Annotated in this window: 21 protein-coding genes; 10 read left to right on the plus strand and 11 right to left on the minus strand. The window is 47.8% G+C overall.

Annotated features, from left to right (window positions below):
* Positions 1 to 159 precede the first annotated feature (159 nt).
* From ACI955_RS04565 to rpoS, 8 genes are all read left to right on the plus strand, one after another.
* Positions 160 to 393: a septum formation initiator family protein gene (locus ACI955_RS04565; protein WP_415242551.1), complete on the plus strand. Its 234-nt coding sequence runs from the start codon at positions 160 to 162 to the stop codon at positions 391 to 393.
* A 24-nt stretch (positions 394 to 417) separates the two neighbouring features.
* A complete protein-coding gene (gene ispD, locus ACI955_RS04570) occupies positions 418 to 1,119 on the plus strand; it encodes a 2-C-methyl-D-erythritol 4-phosphate cytidylyltransferase (RefSeq protein ID WP_415242552.1) in 702 nt (233 codons plus the stop codon).
* A gap of 5 nt (positions 1,120 to 1,124) precedes the next feature.
* Positions 1,125 to 1,607, plus strand: a complete 483-nt coding sequence (gene ispF, locus ACI955_RS04575) for a 2-C-methyl-D-erythritol 2,4-cyclodiphosphate synthase (protein WP_415242683.1) — start codon at positions 1,125 to 1,127, stop codon at positions 1,605 to 1,607.
* Positions 1,597 to 2,607 carry a tRNA pseudouridine(13) synthase TruD gene (gene truD / locus ACI955_RS04580; protein ID WP_415242553.1) on the plus strand — a complete coding sequence of 337 codons (1,011 nt, stop codon included), beginning with the start codon at positions 1,597 to 1,599 and terminating at the stop codon, positions 2,605 to 2,607. The genes ispF and truD overlap by 11 nt, the downstream gene beginning before the upstream one ends.
* A gap of 67 nt (positions 2,608 to 2,674) precedes the next feature.
* Positions 2,675 to 3,316 carry a protein-L-isoaspartate(D-aspartate) O-methyltransferase gene (locus tag ACI955_RS04585; protein ID WP_415242684.1) on the plus strand — a complete coding sequence of 214 codons (642 nt, stop codon included), beginning with the start codon at positions 2,675 to 2,677 and terminating at the stop codon, positions 3,314 to 3,316.
* A 42-nt stretch (positions 3,317 to 3,358) separates the two neighbouring features.
* Positions 3,359 to 4,264 (plus strand): DUF368 domain-containing protein, encoded by a 906-nt coding sequence (locus tag ACI955_RS04590; RefSeq protein WP_415242554.1) that lies wholly within the window; start codon positions 3,359 to 3,361, stop codon positions 4,262 to 4,264.
* A gap of 164 nt (positions 4,265 to 4,428) precedes the next feature.
* Positions 4,429 to 5,220, plus strand: a complete 792-nt coding sequence (locus ACI955_RS04595; RefSeq protein WP_415242555.1) for a peptidoglycan DD-metalloendopeptidase family protein — start codon at positions 4,429 to 4,431, stop codon at positions 5,218 to 5,220.
* A gap of 73 nt (positions 5,221 to 5,293) precedes the next feature.
* Positions 5,294 to 6,298: an RNA polymerase sigma factor RpoS gene (gene rpoS, locus ACI955_RS04600; protein ID WP_415242556.1), complete on the plus strand. Its 1,005-nt coding sequence runs from the start codon at positions 5,294 to 5,296 to the stop codon at positions 6,296 to 6,298.
* 96 nt (positions 6,299 to 6,394) lie between these two features.
* On the opposite strand, the gene fdxA is transcribed toward rpoS, so the two are convergent.
* The 3 genes from fdxA to ACI955_RS04615 form a co-directional block, all read right to left on the minus strand.
* On the minus strand, positions 6,395 to 6,718 hold the full coding sequence (gene fdxA / locus ACI955_RS04605; protein ID WP_415242557.1) for a ferredoxin FdxA: 324 nt from the start codon (positions 6,716 to 6,718) through the stop codon (positions 6,395 to 6,397).
* Between the two features lie 150 nt (positions 6,719 to 6,868).
* Entirely contained in the window at positions 6,869 to 9,451 is a 2,583-nt protein-coding gene (gene mutS, locus ACI955_RS04610; protein ID WP_415242558.1) for a DNA mismatch repair protein MutS, read from the minus strand.
* 170 nt (positions 9,452 to 9,621) lie between these two features.
* Positions 9,622 to 10,320 carry a spermidine synthase gene (locus tag ACI955_RS04615; RefSeq protein ID WP_415242559.1) on the minus strand — a complete coding sequence of 233 codons (699 nt, stop codon included), beginning with the start codon at positions 10,318 to 10,320 and terminating at the stop codon, positions 9,622 to 9,624.
* Positions 10,321 to 10,600: 280 nt separating this feature from the next.
* Between ACI955_RS04615 and recA the strand changes: the two genes are divergently transcribed.
* Positions 10,601 to 11,629, plus strand: coding sequence for a recombinase RecA (gene recA / locus ACI955_RS04620; RefSeq protein ID WP_415242560.1), 1,029 nt, complete (start codon positions 10,601 to 10,603; stop codon positions 11,627 to 11,629).
* Positions 11,630 to 11,657: 28 nt separating this feature from the next.
* On the opposite strand, the gene ACI955_RS04625 is transcribed toward recA, so the two are convergent.
* The gene (locus tag ACI955_RS04625) at positions 11,658 to 12,221 is read right to left on the minus strand and encodes an ATPase, T2SS/T4P/T4SS family (RefSeq protein WP_415242561.1); all 564 of its coding nucleotides are present in this window, start codon (positions 12,219 to 12,221) and stop codon (positions 11,658 to 11,660) included.
* A 50-nt stretch (positions 12,222 to 12,271) separates the two neighbouring features.
* A complete protein-coding gene (locus ACI955_RS04630; RefSeq protein ID WP_415242562.1) occupies positions 12,272 to 12,646 on the minus strand; it encodes an ATPase, T2SS/T4P/T4SS family in 375 nt (124 codons plus the stop codon).
* A gap of 899 nt (positions 12,647 to 13,545) precedes the next feature.
* On the opposite strand from ACI955_RS04630, the gene ACI955_RS04635 reads away from it, so the two are divergent.
* Positions 13,546 to 14,286 (plus strand): phosphatase PAP2 family protein, encoded by a 741-nt coding sequence (locus ACI955_RS04635; protein WP_415242563.1) that lies wholly within the window; start codon positions 13,546 to 13,548, stop codon positions 14,284 to 14,286.
* Positions 14,287 to 14,358: 72 nt separating this feature from the next.
* On the opposite strand, the gene ACI955_RS04640 is transcribed toward ACI955_RS04635, so the two are convergent.
* From ACI955_RS04640 to ACI955_RS04665, 6 genes are read right to left on the minus strand one after another with little or no spacing between them, the layout of a single operon-like run.
* A complete protein-coding gene (locus tag ACI955_RS04640) occupies positions 14,359 to 16,365 on the minus strand; it encodes a pilus assembly protein TadG-related protein (RefSeq protein ID WP_415242564.1) in 2,007 nt (668 codons plus the stop codon).
* 5 nt (positions 16,366 to 16,370) lie between these two features.
* Positions 16,371 to 16,640 carry a DUF3613 domain-containing protein gene (locus ACI955_RS04645; protein ID WP_415242565.1) on the minus strand — a complete coding sequence of 90 codons (270 nt, stop codon included), beginning with the start codon at positions 16,638 to 16,640 and terminating at the stop codon, positions 16,371 to 16,373.
* Complete coding sequence (locus ACI955_RS04650; RefSeq protein WP_415242566.1) at positions 16,637 to 17,338, minus strand: hypothetical protein; 702 nt, start codon at positions 17,336 to 17,338, stop codon at positions 16,637 to 16,639. The genes ACI955_RS04645 and ACI955_RS04650 overlap by 4 nt, the downstream gene beginning before the upstream one ends.
* 14 nt (positions 17,339 to 17,352) lie before the next feature.
* Complete coding sequence (locus tag ACI955_RS04655) at positions 17,353 to 18,222, minus strand: type II secretion system F family protein (RefSeq protein ID WP_415242567.1); 870 nt, start codon at positions 18,220 to 18,222, stop codon at positions 17,353 to 17,355.
* A gap of 11 nt (positions 18,223 to 18,233) precedes the next feature.
* Positions 18,234 to 19,097, minus strand: a complete 864-nt coding sequence (locus ACI955_RS04660) for a type II secretion system F family protein (protein WP_415242568.1) — start codon at positions 19,095 to 19,097, stop codon at positions 18,234 to 18,236.
* A gap of 17 nt (positions 19,098 to 19,114) precedes the next feature.
* Positions 19,115 to 20,368 (minus strand): CpaF family protein, encoded by a 1,254-nt coding sequence (locus ACI955_RS04665; protein WP_415242569.1) that lies wholly within the window; start codon positions 20,366 to 20,368, stop codon positions 19,115 to 19,117.

The following is a 20,368-nucleotide window of genomic DNA, read 5'->3' on the forward strand; positions in this document are numbered from 1 at the left end:
AATTAGGAGGCGGCTACGGCCGCCTTTTTTACTTTTGACTATGTTTAAATGCGCCTTTTTAGGACTTGGTTCTGGAATTGGAATGAGTAAGACTATCACTTTACAGGGCGAGCTATGACCCGCCGCCGGCTGCTTTTTTTACTCTTGGCGATTCTTGCTATGTTACAAGTGCGGCTGTGGAGTGGAGCCGGAAGCTGGGAGCAAATCGCCAGTTTACGTCGTGATATTGCGATTCAAAAAGATACTAACAGCGAGTTGCAGCTGCGTAATGAGCGCTTGTATGGCGAAGTGCGTAGTTTGAAACACGACTTAGACAGTATTGAGGAGCGCGCCCGCAATGACATGGGGCTGATTAAGTCCGACGAGACGTTTTACCTCATTGTCGATGAATAAACTCATTACTAAGCAGAATGATAAGTGCTAACTAATTCTCGCATATGGGCTGTTATCCCCGCGGCAGGTACAGGCTCGCGATTTGGTGGCAAGCTAGCTAAGCAATACCTGCCCCTTGGCGATAAAACCGTCATAGAACACAGTATTAACACACTGTTGGCGCGCAGTGATATCACCGCCATTGCGGTGGCCTTGCATGAGGATGATAAGGTTTTTAGTTCTTTGGCGTGTGCGAATGACCCGCGTGTGTTGCGCACAAACGGCGGGAGCGAGCGTTCAAACTCGGTAGCACAGGCGCTGATGGCGCTAGAAGGGGCGGACGATGCTGACTGGGTTTTGGTGCACGATGCAGCGCGCCCCTGCGTTTCTCAACACGATATCCAGCAATTATTAGAGCTGGGCTGTGCTCATGCGGTGGGGGCTATTTTGGCATCGCCCATGGTAGACACGGTGAAGCGCAGTGATAATAGCGGCGATATTGCCGAAACCTTAGATCGCAGTGAATTGTGGCGAGCATTAACCCCGCAGTTGTTTCGTTTTGGTGAGTTGCGTGATGCGCTCAGGTATTGCCGTGAACGCCAATTTGCGGTGACCGATGAAGCGTCTGCAATCGAGTACTGCGGTCGCCGGCCTTTGCTGGTGGAAGGTAGTTGTCGCAATATAAAAATTACTTACCCTGACGATCTCACGATTGCTGAGGTGTTTTTAAGCGGAGAAGAGCGGTGAGTACTATTCGCATTGGCCATGGCTACGATGTTCATCGCTTCGGCGAGGGCGACGGGATTACCCTATGTGGTGTCGACATTCCATGTCAGTGGCGCTTACTTGCTCATTCCGATGGCGATGTGGCCCTGCACGCATTGTGCGATGCGATGCTGGGCGCATTAGCGCTTGGGGACATTGGTAAACATTTCCCTGATACTGATCCGCAATACGCCGGCGCTGACAGCAAAGTATTACTAAAACACTGTTACACATTAATAGAAGGGCAGGGTTATCGTTTAGGTAACGCTGATATAACGATTGCGGCGCAGCAACCACGTTTGGCGCCTTATATTCTTGCTATGCGTAAATCTATCGCTACTACCTTGGGTGTTGTAGATTCCAGTATAAGTGTCAAAGCAACGACCACCGAAAAGCTTGGATTTGTGGGGCGTAGTGAAGGCATTGCGGTCGACGCGGTGGTGTTATTGGAGCGAATAGATGTTGCCTGACTGGCCTCGGGCACTAGGCCTGCCCATCGTATCTGGGGTATTAAAAGCTAGGCCTGAAGACTTTGTGGTTGAAGAAGTCTTCGAGGTTGAATTTAGTGATGATGGCGAATTCGACTGGCTGTGGATTGAGAAGTGTGGCGATAACACCGAGTATGTCGCCAAGCAATTGGCACGTTTGGCCGGGGTTAAGCCGCGCGCGGTAACGTATTCTGGACAAAAAGATCGCCATGCGGTGACGCGACAGTGGTTTTGCGTTCATTTGCCGGGTAAACACAAACCCGAATGGCGTGTACCGGAAAATGAAACGTGGCAGATTTTACGTCAAGGACGCCACCGCCAAAAGCTGCGCTTGGGAAGTCATCGCTATAATCGCTTTATTTTACGATTAACGGCTTTAGACGGTGATCTTGCTCTGCTAGAGGCGCGTTTGCCCGTCATTGCTCAGGGCTTTCCCAATTACTTCGGCGAACAGCGCTTTGGCCATGGCGGTGGCAATATTGATGCCTGTCGCCAATGGTTTGCGGGCCACTTAACTCCGGGGCGTTTTGATAGGGGTATGTATTTATCCGCAGCGCGCGCACTAATTTTTAATTCGGTGTTGGCTGCGCGTGTTAGTTCGGGTCATTGGAATAGTGGCTTGGACGGCGATGTATTTGCCTTGCGGGATAGCGGTAGCGTGTTTTTGGCAAACTTGGATGCTGATACTCTTTTGCGCTTAGCTGAGGGTGATATTCATCCCAGCGGTCCACTGTATGGCAAACCCGGTAAATTGGGGCCCGGTGCGGAGGTCGCTCTACTTGAAGAAAAAGTCTATGGCGAGTTTGCCGACCTCTGTGCAGGCTTGATAAATAATAATTTAACGATGGAGCGACGCGCCATGCGTGTTGTTCCTAAAAACTTGCAATGGCAGCAGCTAGGTAATGAGGCTGTGTCATTGGCATTTTCATTGCCTCGGGGCTGTTTCGCTACGGCGCTTGTGCGAGAATTGATCAACTATTAAGGGCGCGCTAGGCCCTGATGTTTACTGAGAAGACACGGTGACAATTTTAAATTTGCAAGGTATCGGGATGACCTCCCAGCGAACCAGAGATCGCTTGATCGAACGTTTGACTGAACAGGGTATTACTGACAAAGCGGTACTCAATGTGATCAGGGGAACCCCTAGACACATTTTTCTCGACGAGGCATTGTCACATCGAGCATATGAAGACAGCTCTTTGCCGATTGGTTTTCAGCAGACTCTTTCTCAACCGTATATTGTCGCCCGCATGACTGAGTTGCTATTGGCGCTGGGCCCCCGAGCTCGGGTGCTTGAGGTGGGTACTGGCTCGGGTTACCAGACCGCAATACTCGCGCAGATGGTGGAGCGCGTGTTTAGCGTTGAGCGGATTCGGCCATTACAAGAAAAGGCGCGTCAGCGACTGCGGCAACTTGGCTTACATAATGTGCATTTGCGTCATGCTGATGGTGGTATGGGCTGGAAAGATCGGGGTCCGTTTGATGCCATACTTTCGGCGGCCGCGCCGGAAGTAGTGCCAGCAGAATTGTTGGAGCAACTCGCGATTGGCGGGCGTCTTGTTATTCCCGTGGGGCCAGTGGGTAAGCAGCAGTCTTTATATGTTTATGACAAGACCGAGACGGGGATTGAAGAGCAGTTAATCGAGCCGGTTTTATTTGTGCCGATGGTCTCTGGTGTCGTGGTTGCTTGAACGTATTTTTGAATATACCCGCTGGGTGAATAAGGATTAGTAATGAAGGGATTTTCTCCTGGGGTGTTTGTTCGCGGTATCGCTATGGGTGCTGCCGATGTGGTTCCGGGTGTGTCGGGTGGTACGGTGGCGTTTATTACCGGCATCTACGACGAGTTGATAGAAAGCCTTAAGTCTTGCAACCTAAAAGCGATTCAGCTGCTATTTAAGTCAGGTCCAGCGGCATGTTGGCTGCATATTAATGGTGGTTTTCTGCTTAGTTTAATGCTGGGTATTGTAGTCAGCGTAGTGTCTTTGGCTCGTCTGATCTCTTACGGTTTAGATAAACACCCACTTCCCCTAGCAGCTTTGTTTTTTGGTTTGATTCTAGCCTCAGCGCTTATCGTTTTTCGACAAATTACCCACAGTCGCCACCAAATTGGCTGGTTGCTCTTTGGGATTGCGTTTGCTGTGGCGATTGGGGAGTTACGCCCTGCAGAGATTACGGCAACGCCATTGACCTTATTTCTTTCTGGCGCGCTGGCGATATGCGCGATGATCTTACCCGGGATATCCGGTAGTTTTATCTTGCTGTTGCTGGGTATGTACGAGCCGGTGATTAGTGCAGTAAAGCACTTTGAGCTGGTTTCTCTGCTAAGTTTTGCCGCTGGCTGCGGCTCTGGTTTGATGTTGTTTGTGCGCTTACTGTCTTGGTTAATGCACCATCACCGGCCGAGACTGCTGGCAACATTGACGGGTATTCTATTGGGGTCGTTGACAATCATTTGGCCTTGGAAGTTAAGCGCAGACGGGCAGCTATTGTCTGAATCACTCGCACCTGGCTGGCAAAATGTAATGCCTTGGGAGTATGCCAATCAAGTCGACTCACAGCTGCTGGTGTGTTTACTTATTGCCGTTAGCGGGGTACTTTTGGTGTTATTCTTAGAGCGAATAGCTAAAAGCCACTGATTTTTAAGACTGTTTTTCTCTAACACTTCGGCTTGCAGGTATATAAAGTAATAAAAACAAGATTGCTAATTCCTTGGCGCTAACTAGGCTTCCAATTTTAAATGCGGTGCGGTGTTACTTCTTTGGCAAAAAAGGATAATTTTTGTGCTCATAAGGATGTATACATGATGGCGATGCTGAGGACGGTTTTCAGCATAATTGTCTTAATTGTTAGCGTCACCGCGTGTACGAGTAATGGCAGCTCCGCGCCTGTTTATGATCGTTATAATCCCTCTGAACATCCCCCTCCATATTATATTGTTAGCGCTGGTGACACCCTTTTTTCTATCTCATGGCGTTATGGCTTAAATGTTAAAGGGTTAGCGACTGCTAACAATTTAGCTCCGCCGTATATAATTTATCCGGGTCAAGCTCTAGTGTTGCAGGAAAGTACGCGGTCCATTGTGGCCGCCGCTAAGCCGGCCCTAAGCCCGAAAAAGTCGCCTGCCAACGCTCCTCGCAAGATCGGAAGCAAACCTCCTGCTAGCGTAAAATCGCCAGTGACAACACCAATTGTTAAGCCTGCACCAGTGATTGTGGATACGGGAAAAGACTGGCGCTGGCCGGTTACCGGCCCTTTGGTGCGCTCATTCGTGGCAACTGGTCAGGCTCATAAGGGTATTGATATTAAAGGTAAAATGGGCGAGCCTATACGTGCTTCGAAAGCTGGAGTAGTGGTGTATTCGGGAAGTGGTTTGGTAGGTTATGGCAATCTATTAATTCTTAAACACTCTGATCGTTATTTAAGTGCTTACGGGCACAATCGACGTTTATTAGTCAAAGAGGGGGACAGCGTGAAGGCAGGAGCCGTTATTGCAGAATTGGGCGACAGCGGAACTGATTCACCAAAGTTACATTTTGAAGTTCGTATAGATGGAAAACCGGTTGATCCTTTAAGACTGCTTCCTAGGCGCTGAACGCCGTTGTAATAAGAAGAATGTCTTAAGTATCACCCAAGTCGAGTAATAACAGGAAAATAAGGATTCGGCGATGCGGGTAGATAAAGAAAGTAATAACTATCGTTCAGGTTTAATTAAGATACATAATGATGCCGACGAAGACGGCGCACTTAGTAGTAAAAGTTCACGTAAGCCGGTACTTGACCCGGTACTTAAATCAAGCAAAATAAAGCGTGCTCGACGACAGAGTAACGATCTCGATGCAACCCAGATGTACCTTAGCGAAATCGGTTTTTCCCCACTACTGAGTGCCGAGGAAGAAGTGCATTTTGCGCGGCTTGCCCGAAAAGGCGATGACGCTGGTCGAAAACGTATGATTGAAAGCAATCTGCGGTTGGTGGTAAAAATTTCCCGACGTTATTTAAACCGCGGCTTGAGTCTTCTAGATTTAGTTGAAGAGGGCAACCTCGGCTTAATTCGCGCAGTAGAAAAATTTGATCCTGAACGTGGTTTTCGTTTCTCTACTTATGCGACATGGTGGATTCGGCAAACCATTGAGCGCGGGATTATGAATCAAACTCGCACTATTCGCTTACCCATCCATGTTGTGAAAGAGTTAAATAGTTATTTGCGTGCTGAGCGAGAGCTAACTCAAAAATTGGATCATATGCCCTCACCGGAAGAGATGGCTGTGGCGCTCGACCGACCGGTATCTGAAGCTAAGCGCTTATGCGGTCTTAAAGATCGGGTTAGCTCGGTAGATGTTCCGCTAGCGCAAGACTCCGATCAGGTTTTACTCGATACCATCGCTGATACCCAGGCCTTGAATCCCAGTGATATTTTACAGGGCCAGGATTTATCAAGCAGTATTGATGAATGGTTAGACGAGCTTAGTGTGAAACAGTGCGAGGTCGTTGTACGCCGTTTTGGGTTGCGCGGTCATGAGTCCGCAACCCTAGAAGAGGTTGGTCGTAAAATTGGCTTGACGCGTGAGCGAGTCAGGCAAATTCAGGTCGAGGCTCTAAAAAGCATGCGAGTTTTGTTTGAAGAGAATGGCTTAAATGCAGCATCACTGTTTGCGGAAGACTTTAACTGATAATTAAGATATGTATCACGTCGACGTAAAGAGTTAAAAAGCCCGCTGCTGCGGGCTTTTTAACTTATCAGAGTCGATACCTCCTCGCTGCGATTTCTATCTTTCCAGATATTGCAGCTTGTCAGGTTTACCGGCCCAATCCTCTGAATCAGCCGCAGGGGCTTTCATTTCCGTGATATTTGGCCACACTTCGGAGAGTTCTGCGTTCAATTCCAAGAATACTTGCTGGTCATCTGGCAGCTCGTCTTCTGAAAATATCGCGTCCACCGGGCATTCTGGCTCGCACAATGCGCAGTCAATACACTCGTCAGGGTGAATAACAAGGAAGTTTGGGCCCTCGTAAAAACAATCTACCGGACAAACCTCAACACAGTCTGTATGTTTGCACTTGATGCAATCTTCGCCTACAACAAAAGTCATTTTTGGTCAGCCCCTTTTAATCCTGACTTGGGTGGTAATTCTTAGAGCGGCGTATTGTAACACCAGTGAAAAAAATCGGTATAGTCTTAGTCTTAACAATAATTTATCTGTGCCTAATCGTTTTTACCCCTTAGTGGTATCTATGACCGCTCAAGACAGCTTAGCTTTTAAAACATATAGCAGTTCATGGGCCTGTCGCGGGCTGAGGTTGTCGGGGTCAATGTCTTCAAGTGCCCCAATGACCGGGTGTTCTTCAGTGGACGAGGAAAATAAATCTGTCTGCGGCCCCGCGGTATTTAATTGTCCGTGACCTATAGCTTGGTTTTCTAGTTGCTGGAGCTTCATTTTTGCGGCCTTGACGACGCCGGCCGGAATGCCGGCTAATTTTGCTACCTGTAAACCATAACTACGATTGGCTGGGCCGTCTTCCACGCGATGGAGAAAGACAATGTGGTCATTGTGCTCGGTAACACCTAAGTGCACGTTGGCTGCTTTGGGGTAGCTGTCCGGCAGCACGGTTAACTCAAAGTAATGGGTGGCAAAAAGGGTGAAGCCTTGAACACGGTCAGCTAAATCAATGGCGCAGGCCCAGGCGAGCGAGAGACCATCGAAGGTGCTTGTGCCGCGGCCTATTTCGTCCATGAGTATTAAACTTTTATCTGTGGCGTTATGGAGAATATTGGCGGTTTCAGTCATTTCTACCATAAAGGTAGACCGCCCGCCGGCCAAGTCGTCAGATGAACCAATACGGGTAAAAATTTGATCTACTAGACTCATCGTCACGGCCTTTGCTGGGACGAAGCTGCCGATATGCGCTAGTAATACGATAAGCGCGGTTTGGCGCATATAAGTCGACTTACCACCCATATTGGGGCCGGTAATAATCAGCGTACGGCGGTCTTCTGCGAGTTTGAGGTCGTTAGCAATAAAGGGGTCATTAAGTACACTTTCAACGACGGGGTGTCGACCTTGCACTATATTGAGCATAGGGGCATCGCAAAATTCTGGCTGGCAGAGGTCCAGTTGCACGGCGCGCTCGGCTAAATTTGCAATCACGTCTAGCTCGCACAAGGCTTGTGAGGACGTTTGTAGCTCATTCAACTCATCGTTTACGGCGTCTAGCAGCAATTCATAAAGGTGTTTTTCACGCGCTAGGGCTCGGCTTTTGCTGCTTAGAGCCTTGTCTTCGAAGGTTTTTAATTCTGGGGTTATAAATCGTTCGGCATTTTTTAGGGTCTGTCTGCGGATATATTCAACGGGCGCTTGGGCCGCCTGAAGTTTACTTATTTCAATATAGTAGCCGTGCACGCGGTTATAACCGACTTTTAAGGTGCTGAGTCCGGTTTTTTCGCGCTCGCGGCGCTCCATCGCCAATAAGAACTCGCCGGCATCGCTGCTCAGACTGCGTAGCTCATCTAATTCCGTGTCGTAGCCTTCGGCAATAACTCCACCATCTCTGAGTACAACCGGCGGGTTTTCTGCGACCGCTCGGGCTAGAAGGTCATCAAGTACTGGAAACTCGCTAATATCTCCGCTCAATTTCAGCAGGTAGGGAATATCTAAAGGCGTCAGTTGGCTTTGCAGTAGCGGCAGTGTTGCCAAGGCGCGCTGTAATCGTGAAAGGTCTCTGGGGCGTGCTGAGCGCAGCGCAACTCGAGACAGGATGCGTTCTAAGTCGCCAATTTGTTTTAGGGTGTCTCGCACCGGCTCAAACTGATAGCCGTCAATAAGGCCGACAATCCCGCTTTGGCGCGCGCTAAGAATAGACTGCTTGCGCAGCGGGCGGTGCAGCCAGCGCCGCAGCAGACGGCTGCCCATTGTAGTTTGGCAGTGGTCAAATACCGAGGCTAGAGTGTTTTCAATGCCGCCGCTGAGATTGAGGTCCAGCTCTAAATTCCGCCGAGTGGCTGCATCCATTGCCACGGCGTCATCACGAGACTCATGTTTAAGCTGACGAATATGGGGCAGGGCGCTGCGCTGGGTGTCCTTTACATATTGAAGCAAACAACCGGCCGCGCCGATGCCTTGACTCAAGGTGTCGCAGCCAAATCCGGCGAGGTCTTGCACGCCAAAGTGCTGGCAGAGCTGACGGCCGGCAGTGTCTACGTCGAACTCCCAAGGTGGCAGACGGCGCAGTCCCCCTAACTTGGGCATATCATCAATAACGAGGTCTTCGGACATTAATAATTCCGCAGGGCGCAGGCGCTGCAATTCACTGATAAAGGCTGCGTGACTAGGCACTTCCAGTACCTGAAAACGGCCGCTGCTCATATCCAAAACAGCAATGCCGATATGTTGGCCTTGCCCGCAAGCCGCTAGCAATAGGGCGTCTTTGCGTTCGTCTAACAAGGCTTCGTCGCTGATGGTGCCCGGCGTAACAATTCTTGCAACGGCGCGCTCTACAGGTCCTTTGCTAGTTGCTGGGTCGCCAATTTGCTCGCAAATCGCCACTGACCAACCGCCTTTGACGAGCTTGGCAAGATAGCCTTCTACCGCATGATAGGGCACACCGCACATGGGTATGGGATTGCCACCCGATTTCCCGCGAGCGGTTAAGGTAATGCTTAAAAGTTCGGATGCGCGCTTGGCGTCATCAAAGAAAAGTTCGTAAAAATCGCCCATGCGATAGAAAACTATTTCCTTGGGATGCTCAGCTTTTATCTTTAAATATTGCTGCATCATCGGCGTATGGCTGTCTATCGCTGAGCTGCTGATGTTGACGTCGATTGTCATAGTATTGCGATATGCCTTATTGGTTGCGCGCTAATAAATAGAGTTGGTCATTGCGTAAGCTACCAGCCTTACGTGATTACCATGAGTAAGGCGCGTTCAAAGTTACTGACCAAACAGCGCAAGAATAACAAATCAGATAATAAACCACTATTGCGCTGCAGAGTTCTCTGCTAATTACTTGTGCTGGGCTGCCACGGCTTTTGGGCCAAAAATATAGTATGGCGACTACCTTTGCCGGGGCGGGCGCGAACAGTGTGGATAGAGACTTTAAAGCGAGCCTTTTTGAGTCGGATTGCAAACATACTGTCGGCGCCAGCAGACCAAATTGCCAGCATACCTTCGGGGCGTAGGGTGTTGGAGATTGCCTCTAGGCCGTCTTGGGAGTACAGCCAATTGTTATCGCTATGGGTTAAGCCTTCAGGGCCATTATCGACATCAAGTAATATTGCATCGTAGCTGTCAGGGCGGTTATCCAAGAGCTCTGCAACATCGCCGAGGTGGACTGTGGTGCGCGGGTCACGCAAGGGGTGCTTTGCGCAGTCGCCTAAGGGGCCTCTATTCCATTCGATTACTTCTGGAATAAGCTCAGCGACGGTCACTTGCGCCGTCGCCGAAATTGCCTGCAAACTCGCCGCTAAGGTATAACCCATTCCCAGCCCGCCCACTAGCACCTCAGCGTCGGCCTTATCTTTTAGTAATGCGCAGCCGAGTTCCGCTAAGACTTGTTCAGAATGATAGACCCGGCTGTTCATTAATTCGCCGCGAACACCGGATAATCGAATCGAGAACTCGTCGTCGCGTCGCGAAAACTGCAGTTCACCACCGTCATGTGGTATTTGTGCGGTAGCGAGTTTTTTCCAGGGAATCATAGAGGCTCTGTTAGATGGCTAATTTAGCGCTGGTATTTCGGGAGGCGAACCTTAGCACAGTTCGCTCTAGGGCGATCACTCTAGGATATGAAACCTGATGAGGAGGGGCTTTGTGACCTAAAGTGAGCTTCTTTGCAGTGGATATTAGTAACTCGGAAAGAAATTGCGATCGGGCATTGACAAGCGCGCTGATAATACTGATCATATATACAGTTGTATGGCTTGTGACAGCGTAAAGCCATAGTCATTAAAATCAATCTCCACAAAAGGTAGAGAGCATATGGATCCTAACAAACAGAAAGCACTGGAGTCAGCGCTGGGCCAGATTGAGCGTCAGTTCGGTAAGGGTTCAATCATGAAAATGGGCGACAGCTCCCGAGAAGTGATGCCCTCAGTGTCGACGGGCTCTCTGGGTCTTGATATTGCCCTCGGCATAGGTGGCTTGCCCTATGGTCGGGTTGTGGAAATATTTGGGCCTGAGTCCTCAGGTAAAACTACGTTATGTTTACAAGTAATGGCCGAAGCGCAAAAAGCCGGCAAAACAGTGGCGATTGTGGATGCAGAGCATGCGCTTGACCCTATCTATGCTGAGAAGCTGGGAGTTAACTTAGACGAACTATTAGTGTCGCAGCCTGATACCGGCGAGCAAGCCCTAGAAATTACGGACATGTTAGTGCGTTCAGGTTCGGTTGACGTGATTGTTATTGACTCGGTTGCTGCGCTGGTACCAAAGGCTGAAATCGAAGGTGATATGGGTGACGCCCATGTCGGTCTGCAGGCGCGTCTCATGTCACAGGCGCTGCGTAAATTGACTGGTAGCATCAAACAGACTAATACGCTGGTTATCTTTATCAACCAAATTCGTATGAAAATTGGTGTGATGTTTGGTAACCCAGAGACCACCTCTGGTGGTAATGCGCTTAAATTTTATGCCTCCGTGCGATTAGATATTCGTCGTATCGGTGCGGTAAAAGAAGGCGAAGAAGTCACTGGTAATGAAACCCGTGTGAAGGTGGTTAAAAATAAGGTTGCGCCGCCGTTTAAACAGGCTGAGTTCCAAATACTCTATGGCCGCGGTATTTATCGATTGGGAGAAGTCATTGATCTGGGCGTTAAGCTAGGTCTAGTAGATAAGTCTGGTGCCTGGTATGCCTATAAAGGGGATAAGATAGGCCAGGGTAAGGCAAATGCTGCTAAGTACCTGGCTGAAAACCCTGAGTCTGCTGCGGAAATTGAAGGCAAGATTCGCGAAGAATTACTACCAAAGCCAAGTGTTAAAAAAGTAGCTGATGCAGTGGAAGCTGAGTAAATTGATACGCAGCTAGGCAGAATGTTTTTTACTGCTTAGCTGCTTTTCTAGATTGTAGAGAGAGTTGTTTAGTGTGGCTCGCTGTCTTCATTTTTTTCAATATTGAGAGAAAAAAATGTTCTTGTTTCTCCATTTCTTCAGCACTTCCCTCTGGTATACCATGGCTACTAAGCAGCTTTATTTGAAGCCGTAAGTTATATGCCGAATCCGCATTTTTTAGGGCATCCTCAAACGAGATTTTGCCGCTTTCATAGATTTTAAATAAGGCCGATTCGAAGGTCGGCATGCCGGTATTTTCAGATTTACTCATAATCTCTTTAATCGTTTCTATCTCACCTTCGTGAATTGCTTGTGCAACCGTGGGTGTGACTAGCAGTATTTCTGTTGCCGCCGCCCGTTTGCCTTCATCAGTGGGTACTAAACGCTGTGAAACAAAGCATTTCAAGTTAAGTGATAAGTCGAGTAATAGCTGATTGCGCCTTTCCTTGGGAAAGAAGTTAATAATTCGATCCAGTGCTTGGTTGGCATTATTCGCATGGAGGGTGGAGATACACAGATGCCCGGTTTCAGCGAAGGCGAGGGCGTGCTCCATCGTTTCGCGATCGCGAATCTCGCCAATAAGGATTACGTCCGGGGCCTGTCTCAGGGTGTTTTAAGAGCTTGCTGGAAACTTCGGGTGTCCATGCCTATTTCACGTTGATTTATAATATTGCGCTTATGCTTGTGCAGAAATTCAATGGGATCTTCAATGGTAATAATGTGGCCACTGCTATTGGTGTTGCGGTGGTCTATAACTGCAGCGAGTGAGGTTGATTTTCCGGAGCCGGTCGCACCCACAAAGAGGACTAAACCGCGGTTAGTCATAATGACGTCTTCTAGAATAGGTGACAGACCTAGGGTATCAACATTGGGTATGTCGGTGACGATATTTCGGGTAACCAATGAGATTTCGTCGCGCTGTTTGGATATGGTTATCCTAAAGCGGCCGACGCGGGGAATATGGTAGGCCAAATTCATTTCTAATTCTTGCTCAAACTCTGCTACCTGCTACCTGCTACCTGCTACCTGCTGCCGGTTCACTGTCCATCAAGGCGAAAGCAATCGACTTGATTTCACTGGGAAGAAAGGGCTCTTTGCGGAGAGGCTTTAGTTTGGCATGAAATTTCGCACAGGTGGCGCTCCAGTGCTAAGAATTAGATCTGAACCGTCGTTTTTGGCTAAGATTGTTAGGTAATCGTCAAAGGTCATCGCTGCTTCTCATAAACTGGTATTGATATTGTTTTGCTATCATGAGTGTCTAAAGAGCTCGGCCGGGTAGCGGCTTTATTCTTGTCTCTCTGTTCAAGCTAAAATAAATATTAATAGTCTCTTTAAACTAGCAGGATTTCTGGACTAAATTTTTTTAATCATTGTCGGTGCGTCCGGTCTGCGTATTACGGTCGGGCTGCGTAATTATTCAGGCGTTAGTGTTCTTTGGCTAAGGGATCAGTGTCACCGAAAAATGATAGACTAGAGGACTCTCGGCTTGATTATCAAGTTGCAGACTAGTGTTTCATCGCTAAAGCAAAATATTGGTTTTTGCGGCGTATATATTGATTATTACGGCAGTCATAGCAATGCACAAAATTCTCCAAAATATGAGAATGTCACTTAAAAGCGATTGGTTTTTTTATAGCTGCGTCTTGCTCTATATTTCAGGAGCTTGGCTCATAACTCACTACTATGAGCTTGGCGACCGGTTTTCTATACTTATCTATATCAAGCTTGCATTGTTTCAGTTTATTCCATATGGAATGTTGTTTTACGCCGCCTATATCGTTTTCGTCATGATTAGAATCCGACCTAATAGATTGATGTTATATTTATATAATGACCTTTTGGATTGGCTCAAACGACCTTCTACTACACGGGGCTGCTTGAGCCTATTAGTATTGTGCATATTCCTATCGGCAATGACGTCCTTCAAAGCAGTAATCCCTGAAATAAACGCATTTAGCTGGGATCCTTTATTAGCGGATGTCGATAATATCCTCCATGGTGGGTTTACACCTTGGGAGCTTATCCATCCCTTGATGTCCTGGGCACTCATTACTCGTATTATCGATATCGTTTATGGCCTATGGTTTATTGTCATGATGACATTTGTAGTTTGGTTTTTGTTTTCTTCTAATAATGATGTGCTTCGTAAACGATTTATGAGTAGTTATATTTTATGCTGGATGATAAATGGCAGTGCGCTTGCGGTCTTGTTCTCATCAGTCGGTCCCGCTTTTTATGCGCAGGCATATCCTGATCTTATAAACCCTTTTTACGCCTTGATGAATTATCTTCATAGTAGCAATGTTGAATATCCTATTTTGGCTTTACAGGCACAGGATCAGCTTTGGACACTTTATCAAAGCTCTACGCTGAGTCCGGCGGCGGGAATATCCTCCATGCCAAGTATGCATGTTTCGGTGGCGACTCTTATCTTGATAATAAGTTGGCGGACTAAGAAAGTGATGCCACGAATATTTTCTAGCGTATTCTTTGTCATGATACTAATTGGGTCGGTACACCTTGCCTGGCATTACGCCATTGACGGCTATTTGGCGATAATGGTTACCGTATTAGTTTGGAAATGTAGCCAATATCTGACCTGCAATATGTCGGAGTAGACCCGTATAATTTGTAGTGACGGGGCACCGTTTTAGCTAGGGCTCCAGTTGCTAATAATTTTATCGCGGTAATCAATTTGTTAGTCTCACCTTGTCGTTCTCACAGGTTAGTGCGGCGCCTATTTCGGCGTTGGCTAAGGATACACCAAGCGTATCCAGTAGCTCGTTTACCAAGGGATCTAAAACAGGAGATAGCGCGGTAGCTAGAATGCCATTAATATCGGAAACCAAGGTGCTAGCCGTAGCTCCAACGAGACTGAGCACGCCACCTAGTACGTTGCCGTTGCTAGGCTCATAGAACTGCAATTCAACGCCGGTAAGTGTGCTAGATATACTTGCTACCGGATCATCAGCAGAAAATGCCTTAAAGGAATTTTCAATATCTGCTTTAACGTCGGGTAAATACGTGTCATCTGGGTTGTTTTCAAACGTTGGCAGGCTCTCGGGTCCGTCGCCAAGGATTGTTGTGTCTAACTTGAGACCGATCCCGCCGCCCGCAAATGCTTGTCTATCAGCTAACGCTTTGTTTGAAGTCCAGCCAGCCCCAAGCTGATACCGGTAACTACATCCGAAGATAATGACACAGGTTTTTCTTACACGAATAGTGCCAATATCAATCAGGGGTATTGGGTCTACTGTTAATGGATCACTAGAAAATACATTGCTAGAAGCATCCTCGGTATCAGTGCCGAATTGCCCCAGTGCAACTGAGGCAACCGATGTTGATACGTCGGCGTTCAATATTTTAGTGCCATTCATATCGCAGTCGGCATCGATAAGGCGAGCTTCTCCACTGCCAGCAGTAATGGCAATATCAATTCGCGGCGAGGCCAGAATTTGAATGTCAACCTGATCTTTTTCTACAACGCATGTGACAAGGCACAAGATATCGCTGAGCGCTCCGATTAAGTCGAGTGTAAGAAGGCTATTAACAACATTGCTTACATCGGCGACAAGCGGCGCCGACAGTGAGGCGGTGAGATTATTGAGTACGGCTCCCACGATGGGCAAATCAAGTGAGACAAAGGCTTTTACTTGGGCCGTATGCGCATAAATAGCATTGTTGCCATAGGGGTTGACCGCCGCAAGGTCTGGGTTGCCAATAGCAGTTTGGGCTGGCTCGGTGACTTTTAAGCGAACTGTCGCGTCAGCGATACCAAGAGCGACGTCAACGTCGGCAGCAATACTACTGTCGCTATTGGCGAGCTGAATACTACTTTCAACTAACTGTATTAGCGGTAAATTAACATCCAGTGAGGTCTTGGAAGCATCACTTTGTATCGCTAAAATATCGGCGAGATTTATATTTGGTGTCGCCAGAGGAACATCTGCAGATATTGATTCTAAGGCGCTAATTGCCACTGCACTTGCCCCGTCGGCGCTCAATACATTGGCGCCAACGTCGAGTAGATCCGCTAGACTAATGCTGCTAGCGAGGAGAGTGTCGTAGTCTCCCGCGGTGACACCAACTTCCGATGCTAGGGCATCGAAGTAACTGAGAAGATTAATATTGGTGTCAATTAGGCTTTCCCAATCGCCAACCGTCAAATTTAAGGTGGTTCCGAGGAGTCCGCCTAAAACCGAGTTTAGTAAACCGCTGTCTGCGGTAGCGATGCTAGAACGGATTGATAGTAGGGCGGTTGGCTCGCACGCCTTGGCGGTTGCGCTTGCGCTCAGATTGACTGTATTGTCGTCGCTGGGAAGTAATTGTTCAAATAGTGAGGCGGGGACGCCATAGGACAGCACAACAGTGACAGCGTTTCCATTTTTGGTCACAACGACGCCACTGTTAGTATCATTGCCTCGGAAATTATTTCGACTAGTAGACAGCACGTTCATGTCCGCTATCGTTAACGACTCAACATCTAGTGAATGATCCCGACAATAGAGCAGTGCGGTCTCCATTGCGGCTAGGTCAGCATTTTTTTGCAAGGAGCGCTTTTCTAAATACAGGCGCCCCGTGTCGGTAACCACGGCTACAAAAGTTAATAAACTCAGCATCATTATAACTGCGAACAGTGTTGTTACACCGCGCTGATAATGAGGTGGCCTGTTTCGTGTAAGTCGCCGTGATTGCATACTAATTACTCTTCCGTGAACGTGTCTGAACTAAAACGCTCTGGTATGGGTCTTGAGAAGCTCTTCACGTAACGCTCATAAATTTGAGTGTTCACTTTGCCGCTCAAATATTGCTCTTCGGTACTCGCATTTTGCCCTGATCGTTGCGCTTCAAGTAAACGATGAGTCGCTGTTTGCGGCGTGCTGTTCTGTGTGTAAATAACCTCTGGCTCGGCAAAGGCGGTGGCTGAAAGGACAGAAGCCGATAGCAAAAGCGTTGCTGTTAAAATTTTCATAGTGGAGCTCCCTTTTTGAAGTTATTACTTCCAGCGAGTACTGGCTCTTTAAAAGCGTTAGCTTGGGCAAGTAAATTGCGGAATTCTGATGACGGAATGTCGTTATTCTTCGCCATGCGAAGGGCCGTTCGGCTGTCGCCATCTAAAATCAGACTGATAACCATATTGCGAATGGCTACTAGGTGACCTGGTTGTAATTGGAGCGCGGTCATAAACTCACGTTGCGCCGCCTTAAAGTTCTTATGTGCTAGTAAAATAAAGCCGTAATCATTGCGAATGTCGGCATTGCTGGGTGCTAGGCGACGCGCTTTAAGCATTTGTTGGTGAGCCTGCGGAATATCACCACGGGTCGCTAAGATTTTTGCCATACCGGCGTGTCCAAAGGCCGCCATACAGCTTAGGCTCAGATTGCGGTAACTTGTATATGCCTCATCTAACATGCCGGTATTACGCTGAGCTTCGGCACGCAGCCGTAATACTCTTGGTGAGCTGTCTGGTGCTTTCTCAAGATACGCTAGTGCCGAGTAGTACTGCTTTTCCGTTACCTGCTGTTCGATTAAATCGAGGGTGACACTTTCTTCCTTGCTAATCGGTACATTGCAATTACTCGCTGAAACTTGTTTAGATGCTGAGATATTGGCACAGCCGCTAGTTATGATCAGCGCGATGAAACAAACTGAGACAGACAATTTATTCACGTAAAATTCCTTCCTTAGTTGCCGAGATTGCCTAATGCAAGTGAAATTGACATTAGGGCTGGACCGGCTACTACGATTAAAAGGGCAGGGAATAGAAATACCATCATGACTAGGGACATCTTTCCTGACATCTTGTTAACTTGCTCTTGTAGGTCTAGCTTTCTGCGGTTTTGCAACAGTTTGTAGAGCTCGTCGAGTGCCTTATCTATGCTGCCACCAGTGATAGCTTGCTGGCGAACAACAATTAAGTATTCTTTAAATCCCTCAGCATTTGTGCATCCGATGAGCTCATACAAGGATTCTTCCTGACTCTGCCCGGATTCAATTTTATTGACAGCGAGCTGTAATTCCTCCGAGCAAGTCGGCGCTAAATTGCGGAGTTGATCGCATATAATCGCCAATGTTTTTGGTAGTGATAAGCCCACGCGCCATAGCATCCTTGTTGTTTGTACCAGTATCAGAGTTTCTTGGTTAAGTTTTTCTTGGCGACTCTCTGCAATTTTCTTTAGGAAGAAATACGCCGAGTAAACTAACAACACAAAACCTGCTGTAATGACGAGTAGTATCGTTGTAGCGGGGGTGCCATTGAAATATGTATATATACCAAGACAGGTAGCTGTGCAGATAATCGCAATGAGTGTTATGGATATTGCATTAACTTGCTGCTGAGTATTCAGCAATCCGGCGCGTCTTAGCAGTTGAGACAGAGATGCTATGTGGGTGTTCTCTTCCCGTAACTGGCGCCACATATCTTTTGAACTAAATTCAAATTCTGCCGGTTTTCCAGATGATGCTGTCTCTACGTGCGCAATAGCTAGCAGCAATACGGGAGCTGTACAGAGTATCACCGCGCCGATAATGTAATAGAGGTGGTGTGCTTCCATGTTGATTCTCCTTAGGCCCCAATTGATCGAATCATGCGCCACAAAACAATAACCCCAAGCACTTGCATGATGATGGCTATAATTAATGTTTGTTGACCGCCTGCGCTATTCCACATATCGGTCAGGAACTTAGGATTGTTAAAAAAAGTGTAGGCTGCAATGCCAGGCGGCAAGGCGGCAAGAATCGCAGCCGTCACTCTGGTTTCGCCTGTCATTGCGCTGAGCTCTCTTTTTCCGGAGTCCTGCATTCTTAGAATATCGACGATGTCATCGAGAATTGAGCGGATGCTGCCACCGTATTGTTCGTTTATGCGTAAGGCGGTGGCCAGCACGTCAAATTCACTCAACTGGTTAACACGCGCTTCACGTTCAAAAGCTTGATGAAGATCGTAGCCGTAGTGAACGCGGCGAACGATTCGTCTCATAACCGTACCCAGTGGACGCTCCAGAGTTTCTACCGAATCGGCAAAGGCATTTTCCACTGAAATACCAGCTGATAGTCGGCGCGTGACCTGATTAATAAATGAGGGTAGTTGGCTTAGCATTTTGGCACGGCGCTGCGCACCAATAATTTTCACCATTGAATACGCAATAAATAAAATTCCTGCGGCGGCGAGGACGCCAACCTTCAAGGGCAGGATAAATAAACTTAGGGCGATTCCCGTGACGGTGATAGCTATCGCGGCGTAGACAATAGTCGGTGGTAATTCAACGCCGTTGCTACCCAGGTAGTTCTCCAGTGCAGCGGGTAGCTGAGAGCCTGCGTCCGCTATTATTTCATTTTCTGGCGTGGCCGCTTCCGATTCCCCGCCGATAAGCATTATTACCACGAAGGCCAATCCGGCCAGAAGTAGAGCGAGTGCAATCCATAACATAGCGTGTATCCTTAAGCTCAGACCTTGGCGAAATCGGGGGCGCGAGCTGAGTTCTTAGTGCCATCGACGCGCAGAACTTTCCGGCTTGCGTCATCGTATATAAATATATCTTTCAGCGTCAGCTCGTTATTTATCACATGCAGTTCTGAGATTTGCAGCACACAGCGGTGTCCGTCAGCTTTGCGTCCAATGTGTACGATCAAGTCGAGCGCACTGCCAATCATTTTTAAAATTAGCTCGCCGCTTCCTTTGAACCCTGATATTCCTACCATCATTTCCAAGCGGGTGATCGCGTCGCGCGCTGAGTTTGCGTGTACCGTACTCATGGACCCATTGTGTCCAGTGTTCATCGCCTGTAAAACGTCGAGTATTTCGCCTCCGCGACTCTCACCGACAATGATGCGGTCTGGGCGCATACGGAGGGAGTTTTTAACGAGTTCTCTCGCGGTGATTTCACCTACGCCTTCGTTATTTTCGGGACGTGTTTCTAAGCGAACTACGTGGCCGTTGCGAAGCTGAAGCTCGGCGGCATCCTCTATAGTAACAATCCGCTCTGTACCGGGAATAAATTGACTAAGTATATTGAGTAGTGTGGTTTTACCTGAGCCAGTTGCGCCACTTATTAGAATGTTAGTTCGGTTGGTGACGGCATTTGTTAGATATTCGAGTACGTCCTCACTGATTGAGCCTGTTGCCAGGAGTTCATGTGCAGTAAGTGGGTCCTTGCGAAATTTACGAATTGAAAGGCAGGGACCATCCAGGGCAAGGGGCGGCACAATGGCGTTGATACGGCTGCCATCTGCAAGTCGTCCATCGACGATGGGACTAGATTCATCAATACGGCGTCCCAGCGGAGAAATCATTCGGCGAATAACTCGCAGCACGTGGCGATTATCCAAAAATCGCATATCGGCTTTTTCAAGTACACCATCGCGTTCGACATAGATATTTCGTGGACCATTAATTAATATGTCATTAATAGTTGGGTCGTCTAGTAGACTTTGTAGAGGACCAAAACCAACGATTTCATTTAGTAGATGTTTTTCTAATGACAGAAAGGTTTCCCGATCAATCGTCGCTTCATAAATTCGGCAGTACTGGCGGATATAGGCGGAAATAGCCTCCTCAAGCTTTTTCTGATTGTCATCATAAATAATTTTGTCATCTTCAATTCTATCAATAACAAACTTATGCAAGTCTGACTTTAGCTTTTCATAATCATCACTAGGTGCGACTGGCTTACTTGGTGTTCTGCGGTCTATGAGTCTCAT

Source organism: Zhongshania sp., assembly GCF_047636175.1.
In the GTDB taxonomy this organism is placed as follows: Bacteria; Pseudomonadota; Gammaproteobacteria; order Pseudomonadales; family Spongiibacteraceae; genus Spongiibacter.